The organism is Simiduia sp. (assembly GCF_058345725.1).
This window is the reverse complement of the sequence record NZ_JBTUOC010000006.1, coordinates 1-19,467: the sequence shown is the minus strand read 5'-3', so window position 1 is coordinate 19,467 and position 19,467 is coordinate 1. Positions and strand designations below refer to the sequence as shown.

Annotated in this window: 11 protein-coding genes; all 11 read right to left on the bottom strand. The window is 52.3% G+C overall.

The window, feature by feature from the left end; genetic code table 11:
- Nucleotides 1–2: 2 nt before the first annotated feature.
- Entirely contained in the window at nt 3–887 is an 885-nt protein-coding gene (locus ACW8F6_RS01635) for a glycerophosphodiester phosphodiesterase family protein (RefSeq protein ID WP_491574094.1), read from the bottom strand.
- An 83-nt stretch (nt 888–970) separates the two neighbouring features.
- A complete protein-coding gene (locus ACW8F6_RS01630) occupies nt 971–2,065 on the bottom strand; it encodes an acyltransferase family protein (protein WP_491574093.1) in 1,095 nt (364 codons plus the stop codon).
- A gap of 86 nt (nt 2,066–2,151) precedes the next feature.
- Nucleotides 2,152–3,471: a sugar MFS transporter gene (locus ACW8F6_RS01625; RefSeq protein WP_491574092.1), complete on the bottom strand. Its 1,320-nt coding sequence runs from the start codon at nt 3,469–3,471 to the stop codon at nt 2,152–2,154.
- A gap of 21 nt (nt 3,472–3,492) precedes the next feature.
- Nucleotides 3,493–5,880 carry a beta-N-acetylhexosaminidase gene (locus ACW8F6_RS01620; protein WP_491574091.1) on the bottom strand — a complete coding sequence of 796 codons (2,388 nt, stop codon included), beginning with the start codon at nt 5,878–5,880 and terminating at the stop codon, nt 3,493–3,495.
- A 17-nt stretch (nt 5,881–5,897) separates the two neighbouring features.
- Nucleotides 5,898–6,803, bottom strand: a complete 906-nt coding sequence (gene nagK, locus ACW8F6_RS01615; protein WP_491574090.1) for an N-acetylglucosamine kinase — start codon at nt 6,801–6,803, stop codon at nt 5,898–5,900.
- Nucleotides 6,804–7,058: 255 nt separating this feature from the next.
- A complete protein-coding gene (locus tag ACW8F6_RS01610) occupies nt 7,059–8,570 on the bottom strand; it encodes a tryptophan halogenase family protein (protein WP_491574089.1) in 1,512 nt (503 codons plus the stop codon).
- A gap of 16 nt (nt 8,571–8,586) precedes the next feature.
- A complete protein-coding gene (locus ACW8F6_RS01605) occupies nt 8,587–10,149 on the bottom strand; it encodes a tryptophan halogenase family protein (RefSeq protein ID WP_491574088.1) in 1,563 nt (520 codons plus the stop codon).
- Between the two features lie 5 nt (nt 10,150–10,154).
- Complete coding sequence (locus tag ACW8F6_RS01600) at nt 10,155–10,868, bottom strand: SapC family protein (protein ID WP_491574087.1); 714 nt, start codon at nt 10,866–10,868, stop codon at nt 10,155–10,157.
- A gap of 78 nt (nt 10,869–10,946) precedes the next feature.
- On the bottom strand, nt 10,947–13,529 hold the full coding sequence (locus ACW8F6_RS01595) for a TonB-dependent receptor (protein ID WP_491574086.1): 2,583 nt from the start codon (nt 13,527–13,529) through the stop codon (nt 10,947–10,949).
- Nucleotides 13,530–13,700: 171 nt separating this feature from the next.
- Entirely contained in the window at nt 13,701–14,576 is an 876-nt protein-coding gene (locus ACW8F6_RS01590; protein WP_491574085.1) for a type 2 periplasmic-binding domain-containing protein, read from the bottom strand.
- 117 nt (nt 14,577–14,693) lie between these two features.
- The coding region (locus ACW8F6_RS01585; RefSeq protein ID WP_491574084.1) for a LysM peptidoglycan-binding domain-containing protein at nt 14,694–19,467 on the bottom strand (4,774 nt) is incomplete at its 5' end.

The following is a 19,467-nucleotide window of genomic DNA, read 5'->3' as shown; positions in this document are numbered from 1 at the left end:
CGCTATTGCGTGGCGGTACGCAGCAAGGTTTTCAAGCGGTCTGGGTAGTCGGTAATAATGCCGTCCACACCCAGCTCAATCAACGCGCGCATGTCTTCCAAACTGTTGATCGTCCAGACGTGCACCTTTAAGCCCCGCGCCTGCATATCTTGGACAAAGCTCTCCGTAACAATGGTAATGCCGTCCGAGGCCACCGGCACTTGCAGCGCAACGCCCGGCACATCGTACAGGTGCGATAAGCGCAGCTTTTGCAATATCACTAACATGGTAACTTCCGGTTGCGACATAGACGTGGCCACCTCTGGGCAGGCGGCGCGAAATTCGGCCAGCGGTTCGGTGAAAAACGACCCCACCAGCACTTTTTCCGTAAGCTTGCGCTCGCGCACTAAATCGCACAAAGGCTGCGCAATGCTGGGCGCCAATTGTTTAATCTCGATGATGTAACGGGCTTCGGGCAGCGCGGTAAAAACATCCGCCAATGCGGGTATACCAATACCCGTCCCCACCAGTGGCGAGCCTTCGTCTCGACGAAAGCCCGTGGCGGCGTCCAGCGCCTGCAGTTGGGCAAAGGTATGTTCGCGAATCAGGCCAGTGCCATCGGTCATGTCATCCACTGTGTCATCGTGGCTCATGACCAACACGCCATCTTTACTGGCGTGAATGTCAATTTCGATAATATCGGCCTCTAGCTGATTGGCCATCATAGCGGCGGCCAGGGTATTTTTGGGTTGCAACCCCTGCCCTGCGCCGTGGGCAATCACTTCAAAGGCCGTGTCGTTAAAATAAGGATGGCTAACCACTTGCACCGGCACCGCAAAGCGCAGCACCCAGTACACGCCGGCTAACACCGCAATCAACACGCCCGAAGTTTTTAAAAAGCCCGACATAACCCGCCCACACTGCTGCACTAAGAAAGGCGCCCATGCTAACCCCAACGGCCGCCGGTGAACAGTCTTGCGGGCCTGCGCGATTACAGCTTGATAAAGATCTGGCGCCGGTGCAGCCACCAGGCCAGCAACCACAAAGGCAGCAAATGCGCACACGCAAACAGCAGGCTGGCCATATTAGGCGAAGCCACCTGCAAAAATACGCCGTAGAGTGTTTCATATAGAGTACCGGCGTCGGTCTTGATCAGCCCATAACTGCGCACCCACAACCAAGACAACACATAGATAAACAGCGGATTTTCACCCAAAATCGCCAGCGGTTTCTGGGCCTGCGCGCCCACCGTGTGCTGCTCTGTCAACAATAAGATTGCTAAGCAAATCAGCGCAAGGCCACCGGTTAATAACACGTAGCTGGATGTCCAAAGCGATTTGTTAATGGGATCAGGCCACACATAGGCTCCAGCCACTAGCGCTGTACCAACAAACACCAAGCCCATCAGCAATCGCTGTAAGGAATTGCCCGAGCGCAGCCAGCGCGCCGCCTCGTAACCCACCAACACTGTGGCCACAGCCGGCAGCGTGCTCAGCAGCCCTTCGGGGTCAAAGGGCAAGCCCTTTCCCTGCCACAGGTGCGACGCACCCAGCAGCGCCACGTCTACCTGCCGAACCAGATTGCCGGCCAGAGAAAAGGGTTCCGAAGACCAGCGCAGCAACCAGGAATAGCCCACCAATAACAGACTAATAACCCCAATATTGACGCCTTGGCCATTGTCGATACCGGCGTTGCGACACAGCAACTGCAGGGCTGCAGCCAACCCATAGGCGATGCCAATGCGCTGCAGTACACCCGGCAGGCGCAACTGCTCTAGCGAAACCAGAAAGGGGTAGTATTCCAAAAACACACCGATGGCCACCAACAAACCGGCGCGCTTGAGCACTTTGAGCCAAAGCTCGGCCACCGGCTGGCCGCGCTGGGCCTGGCTGCTAAAAAACAGCGCAGCGCCCACAATAAATAAAAAAAACGGAAACACGAGATCGGTCGGCGTCCAGCCATGCCAGTCGGCGTGCTGTAGCGGCGCGTAAATGTGCGACCAAGATCCCGGCGTATTGACCAGAATCATCAATGCCAATGTTAAACCCCGCATGGCATCCAGGGCGATGTAACGTGTAGCAGCCATAACTTTTCTCAATAAAAAAGCCGGTAATAAATACCGGCCAAACGTTGAAGCAATTTAACGTTTAATAGGTGAATGGGTGGTTAGGGTTAGCGCCATGTACGCAATTTGTGGCCTTTTAGGGCGTAAAACAAAATGAACACATAGCAGGGAATCATCACCCAGTAGGCAGACTGACTGTTGCCGCCCACCTCTGCAAAGTGTCCGTACGCCAGGGGCAGTATTGCGCCACCGGCAATGCCCATGATTAACAGCGCCGAGCCAGTGCCCGTGTACTTACCCAAGCCCTCGAGCGCCAGCGGCCAGACCGCGGGCCAAACCAATGCATTGGCAAAACCCAATAGCGCCAAATACATTACGGTGTTTGGCACAGTGGGCACGCCCAACCAACCAAACAATACCTCACTCATTTGATGCGATTCCCGCGAGGCAAACATTACACCTAAAGTAAAGAGTAAACCCAATACCGCCGAGCCCAATAGCGCGCGCTCTTGCGACAGGTATTTCGGAATGGCCACAACACCCAGGCCATAACCGATCACCATAAATGTCATTGTGTAAGAGGTTAACGAGCCAAAATGTGCAACACCTAATCCACGCCCGTAAAGCCCAATGGTGTCGCCAGCAATAACCTCAACGCCCACGTACATGAACAGTGCAACCGCGCCCAAAATCACTTGCGGGAACGCCAGAATGCCAAACTTATCGTCCACCTGGGTTTCAGGCTCTTCCAATTCCAACTCGGCCAGCGGTGAAAATTTGACGAACAGCGCCAGCCCCACCAGCGCAATGGCCATGTAGATGTAGGGCATTACCAGCCGGCCAGACAGCTCGGCCAGGCGCGCTTCACGCTCTGCTTGACTCAAGGCCGCCAATACGGGCTCTTCAAACTGATCCATGCCGGTCAATATCCAGGCGGTAAATAATACCGGCACCACAATGCCTGCCGCCTTGTTCACCAAACCCATGACACTAATGCGCATGGCGGCGCTTTCACGGGGACCAATGCACACGATGTAGGGGTTAGACGCCGTTTGCAGCAGCGTCAGCCCGGTGCCCAAAATAAACAGCGCGGCTAAAAACAACGCATAGTGGCTGGTTTGCGCCGCCGGGATAAACAGCAATGCGCCCAGCGCCATCACACCCAAGCCCACAACCATGCCCATTTTATAACCCGTTTTCTTCAGCACCTGTGCCGCTGGCAGTGCCATAAAGGTATAGGCAATATAAAAGGCAAAGGTCACAAAGAGCGCCTGAAATTCGTTCAGCTCGCACACAATTTTTAAAAAGGGAATGAGCGAGCCATTCAGCCACGTCACAAAACCAAAGATGAAAAATAGAATACCAATAATCAACATGGGGATCAGTGTCCCTTCACGTGATTCAGAAACTGCCATAGAACTGCTCATATCAAACCACCTAAGTCGTTATTATTGGATGATTAATTCGTCAATATACAAGGTTGCCGGCACGGGTTTCGCATCTTCCGTAGAAAACCGTTGGGCGCGATTTTCTGCCTCAACCTTTACGTGGGCATAAACCGCAGGGGCGAAACTCAAGGTAAGCGCATTGCCTTTTAGTGCCGGGGGTAGCAAAACGTCGCCGGCTTTTTCAGCCAATAGCGTCCATTCTGCCTTATCGTTCGAGCCCCATACCCTGACCCGAGTGGGCGCGTAAAAATCGCGGAAGCGCCCAGGATTAAAGCCCAGATTCACACTGCTAACGGATGTAGCCTGGGCCAGCGTCACCACGGCTGCAAAGTCGTTGCCGGCAAAGGTTGCCCAATCGTCCAGCTGAAAAATCTGATCGCGCGCCAATACGCCGTCCACTAAGCTCAGCTCCGGTTTAGTATTCCAGGCGCGATCGGCTTCAGTTAAGACTTCCACTGTGGCATTCAGCGCCTTGTGTGCGACCAAGGTTAAGCGGCGCTCAGCGAACAACTCACCGGTAATACGGTGCTGTGCTCTGGCTCGCACATAGCCACCCTGCGGCAACGATAAGGGCTGCTGATATATCTTGCTCGTGTGATTTGGCAAACTGCCATCAAGCGTATAACGGATGTCCACATCGGGCATATCCGTCGACAAGCTCAGCGCAAATGCCTGACCTTCGCGAGCAACAGACGTATTCACGGTATAAACGGTTTTGGCGACATTGAGCCCCATCTGCTCAAAGCGATTGATCAACGACGGCAGGCGGCGGGAAAAATCCTTCCAGTTTTTGCCGTCGTCGCCACGCCACACCACCTCGGACAGTGCGCTCATTCTTGGCAACACCATGTACTGGGCTTTAGCCGGCGTGCGCACGTACTCTGTCCACAGGTGACCCTGTGCACCTAAAATATGTTTCGCCGCCGGTGTGTCTTTCAGCTCATCGGGCATTACCTGAAACGCGTAGGTTTCCTGCACTGGCGTTAGCCCGTGAATCGCCAGGGGTTCGTCGATAGCGCGCGACTGATAGTGATCAAAGTAGAGGTGCGAGCCGGGTGCCATAATGGCATCGTGCCCGTGTTTAGCTGCGTGAATGGCACCTTCTATACCGCGCCAAGAAGTAATGGTTGCACTGGCCGCCACCTTGCCCTCAAGAATTTCATCCCAGCCGATAATTTTGCGCCCCATTTTATTAATTGAGGCCTCCACACGACTGATAAAATAGCCTTGCAGGGCAAAATAATCGTCCAGCCCCTCGCGTACCATTAACGCCTTGCAGGGCTCACAGGATTCCCACTGCACTGTTTTGACTTCGTCGCCGCCCACGTGAATGTAGGGCGAGGGAAACAGCTCGATGACTTCGGCAAACACTTTTTCCAAAAAGGCAAAGGTTGCCTCGGTTGGGCAGAGCACCGCCGGAAACACACCAAAGTGTTGCTGCACATCAAAGTCTTGTTCTGCACAGGCCAACTCTGGGTAGGCCTTTAAAATGGCAGAGGCATGCCCTGGCACGTCGATTTCTGGAATGATTGTAATCTGGCGCGCCGCCGCATAGGCCACAATGTCGCGGATCTCTGCCTGTGTGTAAAAACCGCCCAACCGCTGCTGATCGTTGAGATAGGTTTTATCGTAGGTGTGACCAACCACAGTACCCTCACGCCAGGCACCCACCTCAGTGAGCCGCGGAAACTGTTTGATTTCAATGCGCCAACCCTGGTCATCGGTTAAGTGCCAATGGAAGTAATTGAGTTTGTGGAGCGCCAGCAAGTCGATGTACTGCTTGATAAATTGCACCGGAAAAAATGTGCGGCTGACATCGAGGTGCATGCCTCGATAACCGTAGACCGGCGAATCTTCGATACTGACCGCGGCAATGGGCCAACGGGCTTGATTAATTGGCGCCTGCGTTTCAATAGCTGGCGGTAACAACTGCCGCAGCGATTGCACGCCCCAGAACAATCCGGTTTCTGTTGCCGCGCGAATCACAATGCCATCGGGATCGACGTTTAACAGATAGGCCTCCGCGCCCTGCACCCGCTCATCCAACGTCAGCGCAATGCTTGATGGTTGCGCTTTTGCCTCTGCCACCAGCGGCAGCTCATAGCCGGTGGCCGGGCCCAACAACTGGCGTAAATAGTTGGCAACACCCACTGCCCGCCCCTCTGCCACCACCACGGTGCCCGCATGCAATGAAAACTGACCGGCTTTAGGCGTCAATACGCGCGGAGCGGGAATAATCTGGCTGACAGCTGCTTGGGGTTCCACCACATAGTGTGAATTTAACGGCGCCGCCGCCAGAGGCGCCGTGGCGCGCGAAGCTTCGCCACAAGCAGCCACACACAGGGCTAACCCAACTAACGTGCCCAAAAACTTAATAGAGCCAAACATCCCGTATTCCTTCATTATTACGCGCTTTTTACGAGTTTATTAATTTGAGATTTTGCAAAGTGCACGGCGCCAAACTCCGGCTGTAGCTGGGCGGGGCTAAGGCCTTTAACAATGTCTTTGTCCATCCATTGCTGTAGCCGCTCCGACAAACCGCCCAGCATGGACAGGCGCTTGGGTCCGGCCTGCCACAGCTTGTGCGCAACGGCGGAAATATAGTCGGCACCGTCTTGCACAATGGCCAAGCTAACTGCGTCGCCCGCTTCGGCCTGTTCGAATACCAGGGGCGCCAAGCGCGCATAGTCGCGCGAGGTAGCGCCGGCCATGCGGCTAACCATGTCGATGCCCTGGGCATCCAGCTGAGCTTCCACCGCCGCTTTTAAAGGGCTTTCGGGGGCTAAATTGTCTGACGCCAAGAGCGCGTACTTGAGCGCCTCCAGCCCCATCCAGGCACCACTGCCCTTATCGCCAAAGGGAAAACCGTGCGCCCCCACAATCAAGGAGCGATCATTGACGTGCGCATAGCCACAGCTGCCCGTGCCCGTAATAATAACGGCGCCGTCGTCGCCGGCGTGGGCACCCAAACACGCAATGTGCAAATCGGTGGTTAAATAAAATTCTGCAAAAGGGTGTTCCCACTGATCGACTATCTGAAACAAATCCGGCAAGTTCACACCCGCCAAACCGGCGCCAACTACCAGCTTGGATAGATGATTGCGCTTAAAGCCTGCCGACTCCAGGGCCAGCTCTGCAGATAAGGTAATAGAGGTAAAGGCCTGCTCAACGCCGTGTAGCGGGTTGGCCGGGCCAGCCAAACCGGTGCCCAGCACCTGGTTGGCTTCGTTCACTAGAATGGCTTTGGTTTTGCTACCACCACCGTCAATGCCAAGGTACATCACACCTTCTCCTGTTGGCACCTGTCCCATTATTCACCTCAGCCATTGTCACTTATTCTGATTTATTGTTCAGCGTTTGCCGAGCAAGCTTCTACTGTCATAGCTGAAAAAATTGGGTTGGGACTGACAGGACACCAACCCAGAAAGAGCATAGCTACGAGAGGAAAGAAACAAGAACGCGGGCGGTTGCAAGGCACCGCGATCCTGAAACCCACATCGAAAGAGTGTTTCATACCCTGACAACGTTGTCTAACAATACGAAAGTAAGACAACGTTGTCAACGGTTTAACTGAGGTTTTCACAGCTTTTAATGGGAAACAAGCTCGCTTGCGATAGCGCCAACTCACACAGACGCTCGCTTTGGCCTTGCTGTTGCTGCAACACCCGCTCTAGCTGAGCCTGATCTGCAGCAAGGCGTAAGTCTGGCCTATGGCCCATACCATAAAGCACGTAACGGTAATTTTCGTCGGTAAAGGTTGTGGTAAATCCACCGGCCAAATCCATAAACTCGCACACTTTGTGTTGCCACAGCGCAAGTTTTTCGGGTAACCCGGGGCAGGAAGAAGCGCTCTGCCCTACTTTACGCCAGAATGGCGTATCCGTTCGATCGGTCAAGCAATAGTGCAACACAATAAACTGCTTTAGATCCTGATAAATGCCACGCATCGCCTTGTTATAGTTGGCCACCACCTGTGCATCTCGCTCGCCGGACAAATGCGTCGCCAACAATTTGATGCCCATGTTAATAAGATGCAGCCCGGTAGACTCCAACGGCTCAATAAAACCACTGGCGAGCCCGATGGCAGCACAATTACCCTGCCAAAAAACCTTCCTACAACCCACTTTCATAGTGAGGTGGCGCGCGCTGCCCTCGTCTTTTGAAACACCCAAATGAGCCCGCAATTCTGCCTCTGCCGCCTCCGGCGTGAGGTAGTCGCTATCATAAACGTATCCCGTACCATGGCGATTGGTTAAATCTATCTCCCATGCCCACCCACTGGAAAGCGCAGTTGCTACTGTATAGGGTTTGCTGGTCTCGCCATCGCGATAGGGAATTTGCAAAGCAACTGCTTTATCACAGGGCAAGGCATCGGAAAAAGACTCCCAATTTTCGGAGTCGCTAACTCCTTCAATCAGCTTGCCTGAAAAGCCTGTGCAATCTATGTAAAAGTCGGCGGTTAATACCCCTTCAGCCGTCTGTACGCCGGTAATTTGGCCGTCGGCGACGTCCACTCGACTAACGGTAGACACCCGATGCAATACACCTGCCTCTAGCGCTTTCTTTCTTAAAAAACGCCCCATCAGCACGGCATCTAAATGATAACCGTAGGGCACTAAGCCGGTATAAGGTCTGGAGTTTTTACTTTTAGCTGTTAAATTTTTTTGAATTAACCACGAGGAACTGCAAACACCTTGGTCGTAGCGCTGAAATTTTCTATGCCCACTCATCAGCCAGAGCGAGGACAAATCAAAGCCGTCGCCGACACCATTTGGCTCAAAGGGGTGAAAGTACTCGTGCATGCCAGCGGTATTTGGTTGCATCCAGTTGCGAAACATAATGCCGAGCTTGAGCGTTGCATGGGTTTCATTCAGCAGCTCTTGCTCATCTATACCTAAAGCCGCAAAGAAATAGCGGATACTGTGTACCGTTGCCTCGCCCACCCCTATCACGCCAATATCCTCGCTTTCCACCAGCGTGATACTGACACTTTGTTTATCGCGATTAAAATAACGGTTGAGATAAATTGCTGTCATCCAGCCAGCCGCACCACCGCCGACAACCAGTATACTTTTCATTCAGCCGGACCTCGTTCTAAATAGCCTGCAAACCGTATTTCTTTATTTTTTCTATGAGTTCTCTATGTGCTGAGAGATTTTTCGACCCACGCTCAAAATGACTTTGTCTTTCCAACAGCGCCTGCTTAACCTCCTCAGCGCTTTTTCGAATGCCACTATTTCTCAGATTCGTAGGTAGGTATTTCATGCCATACAAAACATATAGGTAATTTGCACGGTGAAAAATGCCAAAAGCATCGCCGAAATCAAGCTCCTCTGGAGCTCGCTCCCGCCAAAGTGAGAGCCGATCCAATAGGCTAGTGGAAATTGAGCTCTCCTCTCGGTTATCTCTCCAAAATGCTGAGTCTGTCCGCCGAGAAATACAGTAATGCAATTTTATAAAGTCGATCACCTGATCCCAGGCGAATTTTACTCTATCATTAAACCGTCGCTCGGCAGCTGGTAGATTTTCCAATGATGCGGGCAACAATTTGGCCAGCAATTTGGCCGTCGCATCAAACATCAGCAATCCCGTGGCCTCGAGTGGCTCCACGAACCCCTGCGACAACCCTATGGCTGCGCAATTACCCTGCCAAAATTGCTTTCGATAGCCAATTTTCATAGGAATTTTACGCACGTCGGTGATAACTTCATCTGAGCCTATATAGGCCAATAGCTCATTTTCAGCCTGGGCATCTGTTACATGGGCCGAGGAAAATACATGACCAACACCCCTGCGACTACTTAGGCCGATGTCCCATAGCCAGCCATTGGATTGCGCTATGGCCTTGGTGTAACACGGGATGCTCGCATCCTCTTTAGGGTAGCCAATCTGAGCGACCATCGCTGCGTCAACAAACAGTGTATGGCCCTTATTAATAAACTCTACATTCAGCTCTTTACCAAGAATAGCTGCATTGAATCCCGATGCATCCACAACAAAGTCTACAGTGACATCACCTAATCTATCAGTTTTCAGCTTTTCAACATGGCCGTTGGCTGCAAGCACCACTCCTACAACATTTGCCTGCTCATAATTTACACCCAAGACATCAATGGCGTGCCGCTTCAATAAATCGGAAAATTTCGCTGCATCAAAATGGTAGGCGTAACTGGCAATACCGCTAAATTCTGGGTGCAAAATCGACTTTGGCGCTAAACCTGCGTCACACAACTGCGCTTGAATACCAACCGTATGCGCATAGCTAAGCTCACCCGCCTGGCCCCGCAACCAAGCTTGAGTAAAACCGCACTCCCCCTCGTCTGGGTAATCAAACAGGTGGTGATAGTGGTCACTCGTACTTTCGCCCGGATTAGTCATCCAACCGGAAAACAAAATACTTTGCTTAAAGGTCGCATCACAGTATTTGAAAAGGTCTGTTTCAGAGATCCCAAGGGCCTTTAAAGACTCCCTAATTGCAGGCACCGTTCCCTCACCTACGCCAACAGTTGGAATATCTGGTGATTCGATTAATGTAATTCGGACCTGCGCAGCACCTTCATCGGCGTAGCGCTTAGCCAAGTGACAGGCCGACAACCAACCGGAAGTCCCGCCCCCTACTACCGCGATGTTTCGAATTTCCGGCACTGACACCATCATGCGCCTCAATCGTTCTTATTTGTCATCGATAATTTCACCACCCTCGGCATTTGTTGCATGGATAGCATCTGTGCATAGATCGCCGTCAGATAACCGCGTCGTCTTGCATCCAACACCAGGTCATCTCCAAGCCCTTTAATTGCCGAATCATTTATCAGGTAGATTCCCTCCAGCACAAGGTCTTCCCCCTCGTCCAGAGTAATGGTCATATTTTGCTCTATCAACAACTTGTTACCTAACAGATAGTTTATGTATTCTCTGGTTTGAATTCGACTTTCAACAAAACTCATGGCTAGCTTGGCCTTTCTTTCCAGTAGGGAAGATTTTTTTCTGCCATGCTCAAACAGAGAATCGCCCTCATGTGCGCTAAATTGGCTACTTGCCTCGTTTACGCACAAAACAAATCCATCATCACCCTCAACGGGTCTCATAGAGAATGGGGCGCTTGCCAGCACCAGAGGCAAACTAATACCTCGCCATCGATCGTCAACCACATACGCATTGTGACCGCTCTTGACACCTACTAGCCCTACCATTTCAAACTGGCCAGTTTCAGCGTTTTTTACAAATATAACCGGGAAGTCGGCCGCCACCTTAGCGAGCTCATGTAGCACAACTGGTAACAAGTGTTGGGATTTATAGTTCTCCAAACAAAGACCCGACTTTAGCTTCATATGGCTGTGAGCTTGCTCAGATAAAGGAACCCATTGGCTCAACATAATATTTCTCCAATCAATACCCTATATTTTTTGCAAAAAAAAGGGGTGGATAATCCACCCCTTACAGAATCCAATCGCTTAGAACTTCATGCTTGCGCCGAGGATCAAACGACGGGCTTGCTCGTATTCATAGAGAGGGAAGCCACGGGCAAAACCACTGTAACTCGTTGGATAGTTGTTATTACCAAACTGTTTTGATGACGCTCCAGTTAAGTTGACCACATCCAATTTCAAGTCGATATCTTCGGTAACATGCCACGCTGAACTAAAGTCCAATGACCCAAAGTCATCGTGCAAACGATTACCGTATGAACCTGCTTCGCGAATCATATACTCCGAGCGCCAGTTGTACGATAGACGCGCTTGAAACATGTCGTTCTCGTAGTAGCCTGTAAGGTTATAGGCGTGGCGAGAACTATCGCTCAGCTGAATATTAGCATCGGTATAGGAGTCTTCGGTTGTAGCCGCATCGGTATAAGTGTAGTTGACAATAGCGCCAAAGCCATTGTCCCAAGATTGCTGATACTGAAGCTCTAAGCCTTTAATATCGCCCTTATTACCGTTTGCCTTGCGCTGTACAGTCCACTCCAGTTCATCTGGACGTAAATTACCGCCAAATCCTGGCGCGGGCAAGTCATCCGTTGCAACACCTTCTTCATTAGAGAAAGTTACAAAGTTTGCAACATCCTTCTTGAACACAGCAGCCGATAACATTGCATTCTCAGTAAAGTACCACTCTAGGCCCACATCGTATTGATTAGCTACGTATGGCAGAAGGCCAGGGCTACCCAAAATAAAGAACTGGTTCGACGGAAGATCATCGTCAGCACCCGTAATATCGGGGTTGTAATACATGTCGCCATACTGAGGACGAGCCAGCACGCGCGCAACCGAGGTGCGAAGCAGTAGATTTTCAGAGAGATCCATCTTCACGTTCAAGCTAGGCAAAACCTCTGAATAGTCGCCGCCTTCAGTCATGCGAACGTCATCTACATAGTAGATTGAGCTGGCGTCAGTCTGAACGTATCGAACACCAAAGTCACCGCTGATGTCACCGCTTTCGAAGTTAGCCATTACGTACAGAGCCGTATTATCTTCAACCACATGGCGATAGGAACCAAGGCTTTCAGTGCGTCCGGTGATGGTTGATTTAGCCAAAGATTTCATGGCGCCATCGTCTACCAACAGGATGGAATAGCCACCTGCACCCACATCAATCAAACTGCCCATACCACTCGTATCTAATGACAAGCTCGCGTTTGGATCTTGGTCAAAGATGAACTGACGGCTGGTTGTCTCATGCTCTGCGTAACGGAAACCTGTTTTAATAAAGGTCAGCGGACCCGCATTCACATCAAATTCCAAATCGGCCTGAATATAGGATTCATCATCCGTTTTAGGCGTTGCATTGAAGTTTGCGCCGGTACCCATAACAACTGTGCCGGGGTTGTACTCAGACAGAGAGGCGCCTTGAATGCCGTTTGGCAGACTCCAGGACTGACCGCCGCCGGTGAAATCATAGGTACCGCCATCGATTGCAGTGCCGCCAGTACCGTCATCAAAAACAGCTTCGAAATCGGTACCGCCTGTTGAGGTTGTTTGACCAATTTGAGCGTGCACGCTGTAGCCTTCACCACTGAAATTCATTTCCAGATCAATCACGTCTGAATTCATTGTGGCTTCACGTGGGCGCGCTTGGTAAAAAGCTACATTCAACGGACCTGCTGCTTGGGTACCATCAATCCAATCGGTGGTCTGACCTGAACCCCAGCTGGTGTCCGCTTGAGTCAACCACAATGCGTAGTTGGTATTATTGGCTTCCATTTGCATGTCCATGACATTTAATGCGAAGTCCAAGGATTCGGTTGGCGCGTACTGTAATGTCGCGGTCAGCGCTGAACGCTTGCGGTCGTTAGTAAATGCAACGGGACCGGCACCCCACTCCCAGAACGCCTCATTACCTTGACGCTGCAAGGAACGCTCTTGGTAAACGGCTGATACCAGCACGCCAAAGGTTTCTTCCTGGTTTTTAAAGCTGTACATGCCAGATAGCATTGGGTCCCAAGACTCAGAATCATCGGCGTAACCGCCTTCGATTGAGGCATAGGCCGTGTTCGCTTCAAGATCCAGCGGCTTGCGCGTTTTAACGACAACGGTGCCACCTACGCCACCCTCCAGCAGATCTGCGCGAGAGGATTTATACACTTCAATGCCGCCAACTACTTCGGACGGCAGCAACTCATAGTTAAATGAACGACGGGCCGGCTCAAGAACAAACCAACCGGTAGATGCAACGTTTTGCCCGTTCAGTGTCGTCAATGTCAAATCGGTGCCCGCACCGCGAATTGACACGGCAGCGCCTTCGCCGAACTGACGCTGAATGGTGACACCAGGAACCCGCTGAAGGCTTTCAGCAACGTTTTTATCTGGAAACTTACCAATATCTTCGGCCGATATAACATCGACAATGGCTCGACTGTCACGCTTGATATCCATTGAGCGCTGGTAAGCAGCACGGATACCCATTACTTGAATTTCTTCGATTTCGCTGGCTTCCTGAGCAACAGCTGGAGCCGCCACCATAGAAAGTGCGCCCAATGATCCGCAGGTGATCAAGGCGCGATTTACTGTTTTGATCGCATCGCTAAGTTTAATAGACATGTCTGTCCCCTTCTGTTCTAACACTTGTTATTTGTATGACCTAGAACTCCTAACAACCGCCGTGCGCCTCTTCGAGCCTTCTAGACAACGTTGTCGGTAGGGTGACAGTATGTCGACTGGACAACGTTGTCAAGCACTTTTGTCGCAATTGCTTGAGGTTCACTTTTGTCGTCAGGGTTTCAGTACTTGCCAGTCTTTCGTTTTACTATTGAAGAAGCCCGCGCCCTCGTAGGCTCTGTGCAGCTCGCCGCTGGTATCCAGCTGCTTAAGGCCATTTTGAATAGAAGTCAGTAGTTCGCGGGCCATGGGGTGTTTTTTGCTGACCAGTAATAAGCGCTCGCCTGGGAAGCTCACAGCAAGACCCGGGATAGGCGCTAAGCGCCCGCCTCCCCCCAGCTCAATATTGAGGTTTTCTTTATCCGGAAAGGGCGCCAGCAGTATGTCGGCCCTGCCAGCTAGGACCATTTTCACCATCGACTCCCAACTGTTTGCATATTGGATATTGGTAAAGCCCATCTGCTCGAGCAGACTCCAGTCCATTTTCCAGTTTCGATTGGTCACCACCGACAGCCCAACGAGCTGCTCAAGGGATTGCACGGACTTCAAGGCCGGGTGCTGTTCACGGGTGTAAATTCCCACGCGAAATTCACCGCGGCGCACTAAAGGCCGAGTCAGCAGCACGCTTTCCGCCAAAGTACGTCCATCAAAATCCCAGATGCTGGTGCCGGTAACATCCAGCTGTCCCTCGGAGAGCTGTTGCAGGATGCGCAAATAGCCATCCACCTCCCTGTGCAGGTACTCGCCGCGGTACCCACCCAACCAAAGCGCACGGTGAAGCAACATCAATTCGGCTACGTCGCGGCGGTTATGTGGATGCTGGTAGTTGGGCGCGAGCGAATAGTCGACAGGCGAAGGAAACGCTTGTTCGAAATCACGCAGAACGTCTGAGGGCACACCGATGATCAATGGCGAAGCAAAGCCGGTACAGCAAAATAAGAGGACTTGTAGCGCAATAAAGCGGGCACAGCCCCGGGATGTGCAGATCATCACCTGCTCCCTCATGGATCAACTCGTTAAAGCATAGCACCGCTCTGGCGGGTTTTGGCGCGGCAAAAAAAACGGCCGGCAATTATGCCGGCCGCGTATGCAGATGCGCTCTGTTACCTACGAGGTTTGGCGCTCGCTGGCTGCAGAGCTTTGTATAGGTTGTAGTGCAAAACCTGCCTGGCAGATATCGGGCGCCATTTGAGGCCCTGCCTGAATGGTTAGGAATGCATCGCCTTTTATCATAATGATCTTGATCACGTCCCCGGGATAGATTTTATCCGGGTTGCGAACATTAGGGTTTTGCTTCCATAAATCAGGCCATTTAAAGGGATTTTTCAGAAATTTGTCTGCAATATCCCAAAAGGTGTCGCCTTTTTCGATTTTATAGGAAGACTCATACCCCTCTTTAAGCTCTGGCTTAACTGCATCCTCGGGTACTTCGAGGATTAAGGGTTCAACGGCCCCGTCTTCCTTGGACTCTTCTTCGTCTTCCTCTGAGTCACCGGCTGCGGTGGCGTCCGCCGGCAACAATACACCGGCGACTAGGCGAAACTCGCCGCCGCCGAGAGCATTGGCGCTGGCGCTATAGGGGCTAACCGCTTCAAAAATGGCGGGGTCTACCTGGGCAAAATCTTCTACCGCCGTTTGCACAGCGCTTTTCACACCCTGTGCCGCCTGCGCGCCGTATACCGATTCAATCCGGTTACCCGTAAAGCTGGTGGTGGTGGGAATAAAGCCCACGTAAAGCGGCTCTACGTAGCTCAACGACACAAACTTCACGTTGTTCTGTGCCCGAATTACCGCAGGGTTTAGCTCGTCGCCAATGGCCAGGAAGGGCTCTGCGTTAGTACCCAGCTGTACATTGCTCGCGATTAAATTCTCCCTGCCCGCTTCAAAGTACAGCGAACCTGGCTCTGTGCTCTTCAGCAAGATGCTGCCGCTGCCGGCGTTAATGCTTTTCACGGTGGTATCGCCCTGAATACCGAGCTCGACGTTTATTGCGCCAACGGTGGGAGATATTTCGATCGCATTGGCGGCCAGTGTCAAATTGACATCGCCCGCAGAGGCCAGCGTAAACGCATCCACTGTGAGGTTGCCGCTAACGGCATTTGCGCCACTGGCGTTAGCCGTCATATTCAAGCTACTGGCCGAATCGAACACCAGCGTCATGCCCCCGGAGGCAAGCGATTTACCACTGAATGTACTTGCCGCCAGCGTGGCGACTTGCACCGCCGTCGAGGAGTCCAATAGGGATTCAAAGCCCGTAAAGCTGTAGCCACCAAGGGTGTTATTACCCTCAGTGGAAACCAAAGACCAGGCTAGGCCACCCTCCGACAACAGCGTGTCACTTCCAGCATCACCCGTGAAACTGGCTGGCGCCAAAGCATTATTTACAACGACCAAATAGTCATCGCCCGCACCGAGATTTAAGGTGCCCAGGGCACCTCCGGCCAGCTGTACCTGGTCGGCACCTGCACCGGTGGCTATGCGGGAAAAGCTGCCACTGGCCAGTGTTACCGAGTCAACGCCGCTGCCGAGTTCCAGCGTTTCAAAACCGCTAAAGGTTAAACTTCGACCACCGCTGGTGGCCACACTGCCGGTGCTACTGAGATTCCACTGAGTGTCAGAATTAGCGGCCTGCAGTGTGTCTGCGCCGGCACCGGCATTCAATTGACTCACGTCACTGTAGGTAATATTGCCGTACAGCAGTGTATTTAAGTCACTGAATTGATACAGCGTGCCGGCGTCTGCGCCGTACAGTGAGCCAGTGCCCTCAATGGCTTCGATGCCCGTAAATAAAACAGACACATCGCCAATGTTTGCCTGACTGGCATTATTTGTTAGCGCATTCCCGGCAGATTGCGCGTGCCAGCTGGCACCGTTTGCTGATACGACATCGCTGGTACCTTGCGCCTGTACTTCGCGAATACCACTCAGCGAAATGCCTGCAACACTCAATTGTGCCGTTTCGCTAAGGCCGTACTGCCGACTTTCAGCATTGCCAACCAGAAGGTTTTGTCCGGCCCCGGCATCCACCGTTGTGACGCCCGTAAATTGCACTCCACCGGCGGCAATCCTATTGTCGCCTGCAGCTAAGGCAAAGGTGTCCGCCGCTTCAGTACCTTGCAATGCTATGGACGACCCCGTCACCGACCGAATGCCTTGCACGCTTAAATCGCCCAGGCTAAAGGTCGAATCCACCGCTGTTAGCTGAATGGCGGTATTATTCGCAACGCTTAGCTGGTCGCCCGCCTGCCCTTGGAGCAAGGTCACGCCACTGAACGCCAGCGCTCCGACATCCACCTGGCTGGCAGCCGCATTGACCGCAAACACTTCATCGCTATCTGCCGCCGACAGCAGTGTGGCCGCGTCGGCTTGGTAAAGTGCAAAGCCCGTAAAAGTTTTGCCGCCGCCGGTAACCTGAGTCGCATTAGCTGCGAGCTGCCATTCGGTTCCCGCATAACTCTGCACCGCACTATTAGCGCCCAAGGCATTAATATTTACGAGATCGCGAATTGTAAGGCTTCCCGCAGTGAGTTCGCCGTTGGCAGACAGCGTCAGTTGTTGATTATCAACGAGACTCTCCAAGGCTTCTGCACCCGACAATATTTCCGCGCCGGAAACCCCCAAGCTGCCCAGGTTAACCTCGGCTGCGCCCGACGTTATTTGCCACTGACTGCTCGATGCTGCCTGCACGTGATCAATACCGTCACCGGTATCCAGCTCGGCAAGACCCAGGAAGCTCACGCCGCCGGTTAATACCTCGCCGCTGCTATCCACATTCACTAAATCATCAAGCGCCGATAACGTCAGGCTGTTGGCGTATACCCTATTCAAGCCAGAAAAATGCATGCCACCCGCATCGATAGATCCATCAGTGCGCAGCTGCACACTTGCGGCGCCTGTGAGTGAGCCGAGTGAAGTGACGATGGCACTGACACCGTCAAAGGTAATGTTGCGCGCCCTTACACTGTGTTGCGCAAGGTAGTCAAAGGGTGTATCGGTAGTGCTTTGTACTGTGGCCACAGTCGCTGTGTCGACGCCTCGAACCAGGGTAGTGCCAGCATTGAATGCTTGATTGTCAGCGCTCAACTGCGCGGCACCACTCACTAAGGTGACATGATCTTCACCTAAGCCCAGATCAACAAGGCTGAAACCGCCGGTCGCCGAAGCACTCAAAACGATGCCGTTGCCTGTGATCGAACCATTGGTATTAAAGGTCGCGAAGTCTGAGCCCGCTGAACCGTAAACATTGCCCGTGGAGGTTGTCGCTGACTCAACGCCCGTAAACGTCACACCGCTAAAGGCCAAGCTGCCTGTGTCACCTAACAGGGAGAGATCGCCCCCCGCAATGGTGTCGGTGCTTGCAGTACCGTCGTAATTGTCTACCCCCACAATTTCAATGCCAGCCACAGATACCGTGCCGTCAGCTGCCACACTTAAGGATACTGAATTCTTACCCTGCAACGAATTCACTCGGGCCTGCGCTACATTGCGTGCAGTTAACCCGTTAGATTCGAGTACACCGACGGTATCCCCAACAGTGACCGGTACAGCACTGTAATCCAGGAGTGTGTCGACACTCGTGACGTTTAAGGTCAGTGGATTGGCCGATGAGGATAGCGTTACGCCTGCCACATCAAGCTGCCCGTCTGCCGCAATATTTACGCTGGTAACATCGGAGTTCAATGCCACGGCATCAATAACACCCGAGTAAGCTTGAACATCGGAAATCACAAGATCCTGAGCGGTTGTGTAAGTCACCCATCCCGTATTATTAATTTGGAGGGAGTCTGCACCCTCAAACAACACAGTATTTCCGCTGCCATTACCATCGAGACTGGTCAATCCATTAAACACTAGGCCACCGATAGAAACCTGGCCGGAAGTTGACACTGTAAAGCTGTCGGCAAGTGTACGACCAAGCAACTGGCCCTGAGTAAACTCAGCAATATTAACGAGCGATATTCCGCTGGCGCTAACAGCACTGTAATCGCTATTTAAACCGTATACCGTATTGGCCAACCCGGTAAACGTATCGTCGCTCAAACCTCCGTCGATACTCACCAAGCCGTTAGTGAATGCCACTTCCAAACCTGCAACTTGTAGCGAATTGGCACCAGTCAATACAAAGTTATCAACACCGTCAGTGCCATTAATGTGCGTGGCGGAGCTGTTTAGGTATTCAACATTTGAGAAAACGATTCCAAAATTCTCGGCCGACTTAGTGCCGGTTATATTCCACTCTGTATCGGTATAGCCCGTTACCGTGTCATAACCATCACCAGCATTTAAGAAGACAACATCGTTAAATTCGATACCATTTGCGGAAATTCTTTTATCCCCGAGTACTTCATAGAGTCCGTTACCATCGCTGCCTATGATCCCACCATTCTCGGCGTGCTCTACGCTTAAAAACTCAATCCCGTCGGTTCGAACTCTGTGTAATCCATCCAACAATTCAAAACTTTGACCGGCGCGCGCGCGCACTCTGTCTGCATCACCGCCAGACATATCCACGAGCACTAGACCACCAGCCGCAGAAGATCTGACCTCCATGCCCAATACCTGAACAACACCAACGCCCTGTACGTCGAGTGTATCGCTGGAGTTGGTGACAGTGAGTGACGTTGCATCACCTGTCAGGAACTCGACCTCATTGAACGTCACGGTGTCGCTTTGGGCACTATTGCCACCCAACAGCAGCCAGCTGCTGCCCGATTTGCCCGTCACCGTATCGTTGTCAGCACCGGCATTCACAATACTGATGCCACTAAAGCGAATGCTATTACCCGCGACTGTACCGTCGGTGTTTACTGCAAAATTGTCGACCGCTGCCGAGCCGGTTAACACACTGCTGCTGCCGCTGGCATTTTCCAGACCGGCGAAG

What these genes read in the sequence shown, in the direction of transcription:
- ACW8F6_RS01635 (WP_491574094.1), bottom strand. Translation starts at nt 887, where the DNA reads ATGTCGGGCTTTTTAAAAACTTCGGGCGTGTTGATTGCGGTGTTAGCC.
- ACW8F6_RS01630 (WP_491574093.1), bottom strand. Translation starts at nt 2,065, where the DNA reads ATGGCTGCTACACGTTACATCGCCCTGGATGCCATGCGGGGTTTAACA.
- ACW8F6_RS01625 (WP_491574092.1), bottom strand. Translation starts at nt 3,471, where the DNA reads ATGAGCAGTTCTATGGCAGTTTCTGAATCACGTGAAGGGACACTGATC.
- ACW8F6_RS01620 (WP_491574091.1), bottom strand. Translation starts at nt 5,880, where the DNA reads ATGTTTGGCTCTATTAAGTTTTTGGGCACGTTAGTTGGGTTAGCCCTG.
- nagK (WP_491574090.1), bottom strand. Translation starts at nt 6,803, where the DNA reads ATGGGACAGGTGCCAACAGGAGAAGGTGTGATGTACCTTGGCATTGAC.
- ACW8F6_RS01610 (WP_491574089.1), bottom strand. Translation starts at nt 8,570, where the DNA reads ATGAAAAGTATACTGGTTGTCGGCGGTGGTGCGGCTGGCTGGATGACA.
- ACW8F6_RS01605 (WP_491574088.1), bottom strand. Translation starts at nt 10,149, where the DNA reads ATGATGGTGTCAGTGCCGGAAATTCGAAACATCGCGGTAGTAGGGGGC.
- ACW8F6_RS01600 (WP_491574087.1), bottom strand. Translation starts at nt 10,868, where the DNA reads ATGTTGAGCCAATGGGTTCCTTTATCTGAGCAAGCTCACAGCCATATG.
- ACW8F6_RS01595 (WP_491574086.1), bottom strand. Translation starts at nt 13,529, where the DNA reads ATGTCTATTAAACTTAGCGATGCGATCAAAACAGTAAATCGCGCCTTG.
- ACW8F6_RS01590 (WP_491574085.1), bottom strand. Translation starts at nt 14,576, where the DNA reads ATGATCTGCACATCCCGGGGCTGTGCCCGCTTTATTGCGCTACAAGTC.